The organism is Photobacterium sp. GB-36 (genome assembly GCF_003026135.1).
Taxonomy (GTDB): Bacteria; Pseudomonadota; Gammaproteobacteria; order Enterobacterales; family Vibrionaceae; genus Photobacterium.
Genome location: NZ_PYNY01000005.1, coordinates 105,284 through 117,665, shown reverse-complemented (window position 1 = coordinate 117,665; position 12,382 = coordinate 105,284). Strand labels below are relative to the sequence as shown.

General features: G+C 44.3%; 7 protein-coding genes and 1 pseudogene. 6 read left to right on the top strand and 2 right to left on the bottom strand.

What is annotated here, in order from left to right:
• Window positions 1-25: 25 nt before the first annotated feature.
• The 3 genes from aceE (at window position 26) to lpdA (ending at window position 6,243) form a co-directional block, all read left to right on the top strand.
• Complete coding sequence (gene aceE, locus C9J46_RS06820) at window positions 26-2,692, top strand: pyruvate dehydrogenase (acetyl-transferring), homodimeric type (RefSeq protein ID WP_107290686.1); 2,667 nt, start codon at window positions 26-28, stop codon at window positions 2,690-2,692.
• 14 nt (window positions 2,693-2,706) lie between these two features.
• Window positions 2,707-4,617: a pyruvate dehydrogenase complex dihydrolipoyllysine-residue acetyltransferase gene (gene aceF, locus C9J46_RS06815; RefSeq protein WP_107290685.1), complete on the top strand. Its 1,911-nt coding sequence runs from the start codon at window positions 2,707-2,709 to the stop codon at window positions 4,615-4,617.
• 195 nt (window positions 4,618-4,812) lie between these two features.
• On the top strand, window positions 4,813-6,243 hold the full coding sequence (gene lpdA, locus C9J46_RS06810; protein ID WP_107206570.1) for a dihydrolipoyl dehydrogenase: 1,431 nt from the start codon (window positions 4,813-4,815) through the stop codon (window positions 6,241-6,243).
• Window positions 6,244-6,328: 85 nt separating this feature from the next.
• Here lpdA and C9J46_RS06805 read toward each other — a convergent pair.
• Window positions 6,329-6,961, bottom strand: a pseudogene (locus C9J46_RS06805) (methyl-accepting chemotaxis protein); the annotation flags it as partial.
• 467 nt (window positions 6,962-7,428) lie between these two features.
• Here C9J46_RS06805 and acnB point away from each other — a divergent pair.
• A complete protein-coding gene (gene acnB, locus C9J46_RS06800) occupies window positions 7,429-10,026 on the top strand; it encodes a bifunctional aconitate hydratase 2/2-methylisocitrate dehydratase (RefSeq protein WP_107246347.1) in 2,598 nt (865 codons plus the stop codon).
• 83 nt (window positions 10,027-10,109) lie between these two features.
• Here acnB and C9J46_RS06795 read toward each other — a convergent pair whose 3' ends face one another.
• The gene (locus C9J46_RS06795; RefSeq protein ID WP_107260199.1) at window positions 10,110-11,243 is read right to left on the bottom strand and encodes a glycerate kinase; all 1,134 of its coding nucleotides are present in this window, start codon (window positions 11,241-11,243) and stop codon (window positions 10,110-10,112) included.
• A 193-nt stretch (window positions 11,244-11,436) separates the two neighbouring features.
• Here C9J46_RS06795 and C9J46_RS06790 point away from each other — a divergent pair, with 193 nt between their 5' ends.
• Both C9J46_RS06790 and C9J46_RS06785 read left to right on the top strand, forming a co-directional pair.
• Window positions 11,437-11,805, top strand: a complete 369-nt coding sequence (locus C9J46_RS06790) for a YacL family protein (RefSeq protein ID WP_005371287.1) — start codon at window positions 11,437-11,439, stop codon at window positions 11,803-11,805.
• Window positions 11,806-12,016: 211 nt separating this feature from the next.
• A complete protein-coding gene (locus C9J46_RS06785; RefSeq protein WP_008987933.1) occupies window positions 12,017-12,355 on the top strand; it encodes a P-II family nitrogen regulator in 339 nt (112 codons plus the stop codon).
• The last annotated feature ends 27 nt before the right edge of the window (window positions 12,356-12,382 follow it).

The window sequence follows — 12,382 nt, the reverse complement described above, 5'->3', positions numbered from 1 at the left end:
GATTATCAACGAAAGGATAGATCGCATGTCTGAAGTCATGAAAAGTGACGTGGATGTACTGGAAACTCAAGATTGGTTAGAAGCACTTGAATCAGTAGTCCGTGAAGAAGGTGTAGAACGCGCACAGTTCTTACTTGAGCAAGTATTAGAAAAAGCTCGTTTAGATGGTGTAGATATGCCGACTGGCGTAAACACAAACTACATCAACACAATTCCAGCAGCACAAGAACCCGCGTATCCAGGTGATGTAACATTAGAGCGTCGTATCCGTTCTATCATCCGTTGGAACGCAATCATGATCGTTCTACGTGCATCTAAGAAAGATTTAGACTTAGGCGGCCACATGGCTTCTTACCAGTCTGCTTCTGCTTTTTACGAAGTATGTTTCAACCACTTCTTCCGTGCGCCTAACGATGTTGATGGCGGTGATTTGGTTTACTACCAAGGTCACATTTCTCCAGGAATTTACTCTCGTGCGTTTGTTGAAGGTCGTCTAACTGAAGAGCAGCTAGATAACTTCCGTCAAGAAGTTGATGGTAAAGGTATTCCTTCATACCCACACCCTAAACTAATGCCTGAATTCTGGCAGTTCCCAACGGTTTCTATGGGTCTAGGTCCAATTTCTGCGATCTACCAAGCGCGTTTCCTTAAGTACCTAGAAGGTCGTGGCCTTAAAGATACTTCAGCTCAGCGCGTATACGCGTTCTTGGGCGATGGTGAGATGGATGAGCCAGAATCACGTGGTGCTATTTCTTTCGCTGCGCGTGAGAAACTAGACAACCTATGTTTCCTAATCAACTGTAACCTACAGCGTCTAGACGGCCCAGTAATGGGTAACGGTAAGATCATTCAAGAGCTTGAAGGTCTATTTAAAGGTGCTGGTTGGAACGTTGTTAAAGTTATCTGGGGCAACAACTGGGATGCACTATTAGCGAAAGATACGTCTGGTAAGCTACTACAGCTTATGAACGAAACTATCGATGGTGATTACCAAACATTCAAATCTAAAGATGGCGCTTATGTACGTGAGCACTTCTTTGGTAAGTACCCTGAAACAGCGGCACTTGTTTCTGACATGACTGATGAGCAAATCTTCGAATTGAAGCGTGGTGGTCACGATTCTTCGAAACTATTTGCTGCATTTAACAATGCAAAAGAAACAAGCGGTAAGCCAACGGTGATCCTAGCTAAGACTGTTAAAGGTTACGGTATGGGTGAAGCGGCTGAAGGTAAGAACATCGCTCACGGTGTTAAGAAGATGGACATGACTCACGTTCAATACTTACGTGATCGTCTAGGTCTACAAGATCTTATCTCTGAAGAAGATCTTAAGGCTCTGCCTTACCTAAAACTGGAAGAAGGCTCTGCTGAGTACAACTACTTACACGCTCGTCGTGATGCGCTACACGGTTACACACCTAAGCGTAGCCCTAAGTTTACTCAAGAATTTAAAGTGCCTGAGCTTGATGCATTTGCGCCATTACTAAGTGAGCAGAAGCGTGAAATTTCAACCACTATGGCTTATGTTCGTGCGCTAAATATTCTTCTTAAAGATAAAGCGATCGGTAAGAACATCGTGCCAATTATCTGTGATGAAGCGCGTACGTTCGGTATGGAAGGTCTGTTCCGTCAGGTTGGTATCTACAACCCAGATGGCCAAACTTACACACCAGAAGATAAAGGCATCGTTTCTTTCTACAAAGAAGCGACATCTGGTCAGGTACTTCAAGAAGGTATCAACGAACTAGGTTCAATGGCATCTTGGGTTGCTGCTGCAACATCTTACAGCACCAACGATCTTCCAATGATCCCATTCTACATCTACTACTCAATGTTCGGTTTCCAACGTATTGGTGACATGGCATGGCTAGCAGGTGACCAACAAGCACGTGGCTTCCTACTAGGCGCTACTGCTGGTCGTACAACACTGAACGGTGAAGGTCTACAGCACGAAGATGGCCACAGTCATATTCTTGCAAATACAGTACCTAACTGTATCTCTTACGATCCAACGTTTGCTTACGAGCTAGCGGTTATCATGCAAGACGGTATTCGTCGCATGTACGGTGAAAATCAAGAGAACATTTACTACTACCTAACAGTAATGAACGAAAACTACGCAATGCCAGCAATGCCAGAAGGCGCTGAAGCAGGCATTCGTAAGGGTATTTACAAGCTTGAGTCTCACGCTGGTGATAAGTCTAAAGTTCAGTTAATGAGCTCTGGTACTATCATGAACGAAGTACGTAAAGCGGCACAGATCCTAAGTGAAGAGTACGGTGTAGCGTCTGATGTTTACTCTGTAACATCATTCAACGAACTAACTCGTGATGGTCAAGATTGTGAGCGTTACAACATGCTTCACCCAACTGCAGAGAAGAAGGTTCCTTACCTAACAACTGCAATGGGTTCTGAGCCTGCAATCGCTGCAACGGACTACATGAAGAACTACGCAGAACAAGTACGTGCATTCATGCCATCTGAGTCTTACAAGGTTCTTGGTACTGATGGTTTCGGTCGTTCTGATAGCCGTGCAAACCTACGTCGTCACTTCGAAGTGAATGCTGGCTACGTTGTTGTTGCTGCACTTTCTGAACTCGCTAAACGTGGCGATATTGATAACGCTGTAGTTGTAGATGCAATTGCTAAGTTCGATATCGACGCTGACAAGATCAACCCGCTATACGCATAAGAGGCAAATTAAAAATGGCAATCGAAATTAATGTACCAGACATCGGTGCGGATGAGGTTGAAGTAACTGAGATTCTTGTTAGCGTTGGCGACAAGGTTGAAGAAGAGCAATCACTGATCACTGTTGAAGGCGATAAAGCTTCAATGGAAGTTCCTGCTTCTCAAGCGGGTATCGTTAAAGAAATCAAAGTTGCTGAAGGCGACACGGTTTCTACTGGTTCTCTAATCATGATTTTCGAAGCCGAGGGTGCAGCTGAAGCTGCACCTGCTCCTGTGGCTGAAGCAGCGCCTGCTGCTCCAGCTCCAGCAGCAGCGGCTGAACTGAAAGAAGTTCATGTTCCAGATATCGGTGGTGATGAAGTTGAATGTACTGAAATCATGGTATCTGTTGGCGATACAGTAGAAGAAGAGCAATCTCTAATTACTGTTGAAGGTGACAAGGCTTCTATGGAAGTGCCTGCACCATTCGCTGGTACAGTTAAAGAAATCAAAATTGTAGAAGGCGATAAGGTTTCTACTGGTTCTTTAATCATGGTATTTGAAGTGGCCGGCACTCCGGTGGCTGGCTCTGCACCTGTTGCTCAAGCAGCAGCGCCTGCTCCAGCAGCACCTGCAGCATCTGCAGCGAAAGAAGTTAACGTTCCTGATATCGGTGGTGACGAAGTAGAAGTTACTGAAATCATGGTATCTGTTGGCGATACAGTGGAAGAAGAGCAATCGCTAATCACTGTTGAAGGTGACAAGGCTTCTATGGAAGTGCCTGCACCATTCGCTGGTACAGTTAAAGAAATCAAGATCGCAGAAGGCGATAAGGTTTCTACTGGCTCACTAATCATGGTATTTGAAGTGGCCGGCACTCCGGTTGCTGGTGCAGCACCTGCAGCGGCTCCTGTAGCTCAAGCGGCAGCGTCTGCTCCTGCTGCAGCACCTGCGGCGGCTCCAGCAAAAGCTGAAGCGCCTGCAGCAACAGGTGATTTCGTTGAAAACAACGAATACGCACACGCATCACCAGTTGTTCGTCGTCTAGCTCGTGAGTTCGGTGTTAACCTTGCGAAAGTTAAAGGTACTGGCCGTAAGAACCGCGTTCTTAAAGAAGACGTACAAAACTTCGTTAAAGATGCACTTAAGCGTCTTGAGTCTGGTGCAGCAGCTTCTGCGTCAGGTAAAGGCGATGGCGCAGCGCTTGGTCTACTACCTTGGCCGAAAGTTGATTTCAGCAAGTTTGGTGAGACTGAAGTTAAGCCACTATCTCGCATTAAGAAGATCTCTGGCGCTAACCTACACCGTAACTGGGTAATGATCCCTCACGTTACACAGTGGGATAACGCAGATATCACTGCGCTTGAAGCATTCCGTAAAGAGCAAAACGCGATTGAAGCGAAGAAAGACTCTGGCATGAAGATCACACCACTTGTGTTCATCATGAAAGCGGCTGCTAAAGCACTTGAAGCATTCCCTTCATTCAACTCTTCTCTATCTGACGATGGCGAGAGCTTGATCCTGAAGAAATACGTCAACATCGGTATCGCAGTAGATACGCCAAACGGCCTAGTTGTTCCTGTATTTAAAGATGTGAACAAGAAAGGTATCTACGAGCTATCTGAAGAGCTAATGGCTATTTCTAAGAAAGCGCGTGCTGGTAAGCTAACTGCATCTGATATGCAAGGCGGCTGTTTCACTATCTCAAGCCTTGGTGGCTTAGGTGGTACTGCATTCACACCAATCGTGAACGCACCAGAAGTAGGTATCCTAGGTGTATCTAAGTCTGAAATGAAACCAGTATGGAACGGTAAAGAGTTCGAACCGCGTCTACAACTTCCATTATCACTATCATACGATCACCGTGTGATTGATGGTGCTGAAGGTGCGCGCTTCATCACTTACCTAAATGGCTGTCTATCAGACATCCGTCGTTTAGTACTTTAAGGTTTCACATCCACAACGCCATGCCTACAATGCGTAGGCATGGAATTGTTGTGTAGCTCACAGGCTGCAGTAATTTATTTTTCACTCTGTTAACAGGTCTGTAGACTTGTTGTCCATCTGAAAGATAAACGTATACAAATACGTAAAAGTTACCTGATAGCTTGTTAGGGATATAAGACTTACAACGAGGTCATAATGAGTAAAGAAATTAAAGCCCAGGTAGTGGTGTTGGGTTCAGGCCCTGCTGGTTACTCTGCTGCATTCCGTTGCGCTGACTTAGGTCTAGATACGGTTCTAATTGAAAAATTCAACACACTAGGTGGTGTATGTCTTAACGTGGGTTGTATCCCATCAAAAGCATTACTTCACGTAGCGAAAGTTATCGAAGAAGCAAAAGCAATGGCTGAGCACGGCGTTGTTTTTGGTGAACCACAAACAGACATCGATAAGATCCGTCTGTGGAAAGATAAGGTAATTACTCAGCTAACTGGCGGTCTTGGCGGTATGGCTAAGATGCGTAAAGTTAATGTTGTGAACGGTTACGGTAAATTTACTGGCCCTAACAGCATTGTTGTTGAAGGTGCTGATGGCCCAACAACGGTTAACTTTGATAACGCGATTATCGCGGCGGGCTCTCGCCCAATCGAACTACCATTCATTCCGCATGAAGACCCACGTATTTGGGATTCAACAGATGCGCTTGAGCTTAAAGAAGTACCTGAGAAGTTACTTGTTATGGGCGGCGGTATCATCGGTCTTGAAATGGGTACGGTTTACCACGCGCTAGGTTCTCAAATCGACGTTGTTGAGATGTTCGATCAAGTGATCCCTGCTGCGGATAAAGATATCGTTAAAGTATTTACTAAGCGTATCGCGAAGAAATTCAACCTGATGCTTGAAACGAAAGTAACAGCTGTTGAAGCAAAAGAAGACGGTATTTATGTAACGATGGAAGGCAAAAAAGCACCTGCTGAGCCTGTTCGTTACGATGCTGTTCTTGTTGCTATCGGTCGTGTACCAAACGGTAAACTGATTGACGCTGAAAAAGCGGGTATCAATGTTGATGAGCGTGGCTTTATTAACGTTGATAAGCAAATGCGTACTAACGTTGCTCACATTCACGCAATTGGTGATGTTGTTGGTCAACCAATGTTGGCTCACAAAGGTGTGCATGAAGGTCACGTAGCGGCTGAAGTTATTTCTGGTAAGAAGCACTACTTCGATCCTAAAGTTATTCCTTCAATTGCTTACACTGAGCCAGAAGTTGCGTGGGTTGGTAAGACTGAGAAAGAAGCGAAAGCGGAAGGCATCAACTACGAAGTTGCTACATTCCCATGGGCGGCATCAGGCCGTGCTATCGCATCTGATTGTGCTGACGGTATGACGAAGATGATCTTCGACAAAGACACGCACCGTGTGATCGGTGGTGCTATCGTAGGTACTAACGGTGGTGAACTACTTGGTGAAATCGGTCTAGCGATCGAGATGGGTTGTGATGCTGAAGATATCGCATTAACTATCCACGCTCACCCAACACTACACGAATCAGTAGGTCTTGCTGCTGAAGTATTTGAAGGCTCTATCACTGACCTTCCAAATGCAAAAGCGGTAAAGCGTAAGAAGTAATTACTACTTGTTATGATAATAAAAAAGCGCCTAAGGGCGCTTTTTTGTTGTCTGCTGTTTAGCATTGCTAACATTTAATTTCAGGTTACAACTTAAACGTACCGACCATGTCATCAGGACGTTGTGATAGTTGACGTAATGCTTGGCTTGAATCAGCTAATTGCGCGGCTGTTTCTGCGGTTAGCTGAGTGGTTTCATTTATCTCTTCAATATTACAATTAATGTCTTGTACCACGGTTGACTGCTCTTCTGTCGCGCTAGCCACTTGGGTATTCATATCGGCAATTAAACTAATACGCTCAGAAATCGACACTAAAGCAACAGATGCTTGATCGGAAGCTGATCCCCCATTTTCAGACAGCTGACGGCTTTGTTCCGTCGCAACCACTGCATTGGATGCTTCTTGCTGAAGGCGGTTGATCATCGTTTGGATCTCGTCGGTAGAATCGGCAGTACGACTAGCAAGATTACGCACTTCATCGGCCACGACCGCAAACCCTCGTCCTTGTTCACCAGCACGTGCTGCTTCAATAGCGGCATTGAGGGCAAGTAGGTTAGTTTGTTCTGAGATCCCACGGATCACATCTAAAATACTACCAATCGACTGGGTATTACTTGCCAGTGAGTCAATAACATCGCTGACTTGGCTAATATCCGATGACAGTTGATTTATGGTATTACGTGCTTCGCCAACAACGGTTTGACCATCATGGGTTTGATACTTAAATGTTTGTAATTCATAAAACGGCTTATATTTATGAGCAAGTGAACAGACCATGCACAACGTGACAACGCAATACTGATCAATGAAATGAAAATACGCCGTTATGTATCTGCAAATTTGTTACAAAACTTTAGTGATTTACGTCACTAAATATGACCTGTAGCTAAAAAAGAGAAAATAAAACTAATATGAAACAAGCGTCTTTTATTTTATGCGTTATAAATATTGAGGATCGCTTTACACATTATGAACAAAGAATTTTCCTAAAATGTGAATGTTGTAAAAAAGCAGTAGTTTTTAAGTTTACGTTAAAAATGGTATAATACTGCACAGTTTTGGTCTCTCCTAAAGGGTTTTGGCTCTGACAATGTTCAGCAAAACATGATTATAAGAATCTAGAGATCACTCACTTCCAAGGATGTTTGGCCTATGGTGCCAGACCGTAATATGAGGAATATGTCGTGCTTGAAGCCTACCGTAAACACGTCGAAGAGCGTGCTGCTGAAGGGGTTGTTGCTAAACCATTGGATGCTGAACAGGTTGCCGCTCTTGTTGAGTTACTAAAAAATCCGCCAGCAGGCGAAGAAAGTGTTCTGCTGGATCTACTAGAAAATCGTATTCCCCCGGGCGTTGATGAAGCGGCATACGTAAAAGCGGGTTTCCTTGCAGCGATCACTAAAGGTGACGCGCAATCACCTATCGTAAGTAAAGAAAAAGCCGCAGAGTTACTCGGCACAATGCAAGGTGGTTACAATATCGAACCACTTATTTCTTTGCTTGATGATGACACGCTAGCTCCGATTTCAGTTAAAGCGTTATCTCATACATTATTGATGTTTGATGCGTTCTACGATGTAGAAGAAAAAGCAAAAGCAGGCAATGTATTTGCTCAGCAAGTTCTCCAATCATGGGCTGATGCTGAGTGGTTCCTATCTAAACCAGCATTGGCTGAAAAAATCACCCTGACTGTATTTAAAGTTACAGGTGAGACCAACACCGATGACTTATCACCAGCACCTGATGCATGGTCTCGTCCAGATATCCCACTTCACGCGCTTGCGATGCTGAAAAATGAACGTGAAGGTATCGTGCCTGATCAACAAGGCTCTGTGGGTCCGATCAAGCAAATCGAAGCGTTAAAAGAAAAAGGTCATCAGCTTGTTTATGTTGGTGATGTTGTAGGTACAGGCTCTTCTCGTAAGTCTGCGACTAACTCTGTGCTTTGGTTCATGGGCGATGATATCCCTTATGTACCGAACAAGCGTGCGGGTGGTTATGTTTTAGGTGGCAAGATCGCTCCTATCTTCTTTAATACGATGGAAGATGCAGGCGCACTACCGATTGAAGTTGATGTAACTCAACTCGCGATGGGTGATGTGATTGATGTGTACCCATTTAAAGGTGAAGTTCGTCGTCACGAAAGTGATGAGCTAGTGTCTACTTTTGGGCTAAAAACGGATGTGCTGATTGATGAAGTACGTGCGGGTGGTCGTATTCCATTGATCATTGGTCGTGGCCTAACCGATCGTGCGCGCCAATCATTGGGTTTACCATCATCGGATATTTTCCGTCGTCCTGTTGCGGTTGAAGATAGCGGTAAGGGTTATACTTTAGCGCAGAAGATGGTAGGTAAAGCATGTGGTGTTGAAGGCGTTCGCCCAGGCACTTACTGTGAGCCTAAGATGACAACGGTAGGTTCGCAAGATACCACAGGTCCTATGACTCGTGATGAATTAAAAGACTTAGCATGTCTTGGTTTCTCTGCTGAACTTACGATGCAGTCGTTCTGTCATACCTCGGCTTATCCGAAACCGATTGATGTTAATACTCACCACACATTACCTGATTTTATTATGAATCGTGGTGGTGTATCACTTCGTCCGGGTGATGGTGTTATTCACTCATGGCTAAACCGTATGCTACTGCCTGATACCGTTGGTACAGGTGGTGACTCACATACCCGTTTCCCATTAGGTATTTCATTCCCAGCTGGTTCTGGCCTTGTCGCTTTTGCTGCGGCAACAGGTGTTATGCCGTTAGATATGCCTGAATCTATTCTGGTTCGCTTTAAAGGTGAGATGCAAGAAGGTATCACGCTACGTGATCTGGTTCATGCGATCCCATACTACGCGATTCAGCAGGGTCTACTGACCGTTGAGAAAGCAGGTAAGATCAACGAATTCTCTGGTCGAGTACTGGAGATCGAAGGTGTTGAGCACCTAACGGTTGAGCAAGCATTTGAGCTATCAGACGCATCGGCAGAGCGTAGTGCGGCAGGTTGTACGGTTAAGCTTTCTGAAGAATCGATTGCAGAATACTTAAATTCAAACATCGTGATGCTGAAGTGGATGATTTCTGAAGGTTATGGCGATCGTCGTACCATTGAGCGTCGTATTACTGCGATGGAAGAGTGGTTAGCCAATCCTGAGCTAATGACCGCAGATAGCGATGCTGAATACGCACACGTGATTGAAATTGACTTGGCAGATATCAATCAGCCAATTCTATGTGCGCCAAATGATCCTGATGATGCGCGTTTATTGTCTGACGTTCAAGGTACACAAATTGATGAAGTGTTTATCGGTTCATGTATGACGAACATTGGCCACTTCCGTGCAGCAGGTAAACTGCTAGAGAAATTTGGTGGTCAGCTAGATACACGTTTGTGGGTCGCACCACCAACGAAGATGGATAAAGATCAGCTAACGGAAGAAGGCTACTACGGTATCTTTGGTCGTGCTGGGGTTCGTATTGAAACGCCGGGATGTTCACTGTGTATGGGTAACCAAGCACGTGTTGCAGATAAGGCGACAGTGATGTCGACATCAACCCGTAACTTCCCTAACCGTTTAGGTACAGGTGCCAATGTTTACCTATCTTCAGCTGAGCTTGCTGCAGTTGGTGCTATTTTAGGTCGTATTCCAACGAAGGAAGAATACCTAGAATACGCGAAACAAATTGATGCAACAGCGGCGGATACTTACCGTTACTTAAACTTCCACCGTATGGAAGATTACACTAAGAAAGCGGATGAAGTGATCATTCAACAACCAGCTTAGTCATTGTGCTTAGTTGTTGATTAAATAATAAAAAACGCCTCGAATATTCGAGGCGTTTTTTGTTGGTATGGAAAAAGTTTTTATTAGCGACCTAAGGTGTAAATCGCTGCGACATTACGTGCTGTGAGCTCAACGTTAATTGCAGCTTCTGCAAGTGCTTCAGCTAAACTTACCGAGCGTGGTACGACACTGAATACCGCATCAATACCGTGCTCATAAACAACATCACAGTCATAAGATAAACATCCTGCAATACCAATGACAGGTTTGTTAAAACGCTTGGCCGTACGTGCCACACCAATCGGGGTTTTACCGTGAATCGTTTGGCTATCAATGCGGCCTTCACCAGTGATCACTAAATCAGCGTCTTTTAATACATCTGCTAAATTGACCGCATCCATAACGATTTCTATCCCTGGGCGTAACTGTGCGTTAAATAGTCCAAGTAAAGCAGCTCCCATACCGCCAGCAGCCCCTGCACCTGCCATGTCTTTTACATCAGTACCTAAATCGCGTTTAATGATTTCTGCATAATGGGCGAGGTTGGTATCGAGTTGCACTACCATCTCAGGTGTTGCACCTTTCTGTGGGCCAAATACCTGAGATGCCCCTTTTTCACCACACAGTGGATTATCGACATCACAGGCAACTTCTAATTTGACCTGAGCAAGACGAGGGTCGATATTACTAATATCAATATGGTGTAAGCGAGCTAACGCACCGCCGCCGAAGCAAATTGGGTTGTTGTTTTCATCCTGTAGACGTACCCCCAACGCTTGTGCCATCCCGATACCACCATCGTTAGTTGCGCTACCACCGATACCGACGATGATGTGTTCAACTCCTTTATCTAATGCTGCGAGAATTAATTCACCAGTCCCAAAGCTGTTGGTTAACATGGGGTTTCGCTGCTCAGGGCTAACAAGATGTAAACCGGAAGCTGCAGCCATTTCAATAATCGCGGTTTTTCCATCCCCCATTAAGCCGAAGAAGCCATTCACTTGTTCGCCTAACGGTCCTGTTACTGTGCACTCAATAATGCGACCGTTGCTAGCATCCACCAATGATTGAACTGTGCCTTCACCACCATCAGCCATGGGAAGCTTTATGTATTCAGCGTTTGGTAATACTTGGCGGAAACCGTTTTCAATCGCGGTAGCCACTTCCATTGCCGTTAAGCTTTCTTTGTAAGAATCAGGAGCAATAATAATTTTCATAATAATGAGCTCTAAACGAAGAGAAGGAATACGAGCATTTTTGTTATGGTTACGTCATTGTGTAGCACGATTTGCGTCTACTTGTGGTATTGAGTTGCATTTCTTGAGTAGATCCTGACAATGGGCGGCAGCATATAGGCTGTATTTTATCAGCTTATTAAAGCAAGAAGATCATCTATGAGGAACGAAAGGTATGGACTACGAATTTAAAAAAAATACCTTGGACGGTACTTATCACGCTATTTTCTCTATGGGTCATGAAGTATTGGGTCGTTGGATCATTGAAGAAATAGGTAAGGATACCGAGAAGCTCGATCTCATCATGGATCAACTTAGTGCAATGAAAAACAGTAGCCAAGAATGGCGTTTAGTGGGGGAGGAATTAACCCTATTATTGCAAGATAATGAAGCCTTGGTTCAAGCTAACTGTTTGTTTTCAGAAGAAGAGGAAGACTTTGAAGAGGATTTTCATTTCTATGATGAAGAAAGTCTTTCTGTTTGTGGTTTTGAAGATCTTGAGCAAGTGTTAGAAGGTTGGCGTACTTTTATTGCGCGTTTTTAATTTTCTTATCGAGCTTTAAAAATAGAATTGATTTGAGGCGTTTTTATGCTTCATATTAGTGAGGAGGCTGCACTGTGATGGTGCAGCCTTTTTTCGTTAATTTTCTTTAAATATCTTAAGCTATTGAATTTTAATGTAAATGAAAGTTGGCACAATGCTTGTTTGTTAAATAACTGTAAACATCAAGGATTGGGTATTTGAGGAGCAAGCAATGAAGATAATTAACGCCATTATTAAGCCATTTAAATTAGACGACGTACGTGAAGCATTAGCCGATGTCGGTGTAGAAGGTATGACCGTCTCGGAAGTCAAAGGATTTGGCCGACAGAAAGGGCATACAGAGCTTTACCGTGGTGCTGAATATCAGGTTGATTTTTTACCTAAGGTGAAAATTGAAATTGCAACGCAAGCTCAGAATTTAGATGCCATTGTTGAAGCTATCAGCAATGCCGCACAAACCGGGAAAATCGGTGACGGCAAAATTTTTGTTTACGATCTTGAGCACGCGGTACGTATTCGTACCGGTGAAGTGGACACAGAAGCACTGTAGTTCACAACAATAAAAGAATTGATGAAT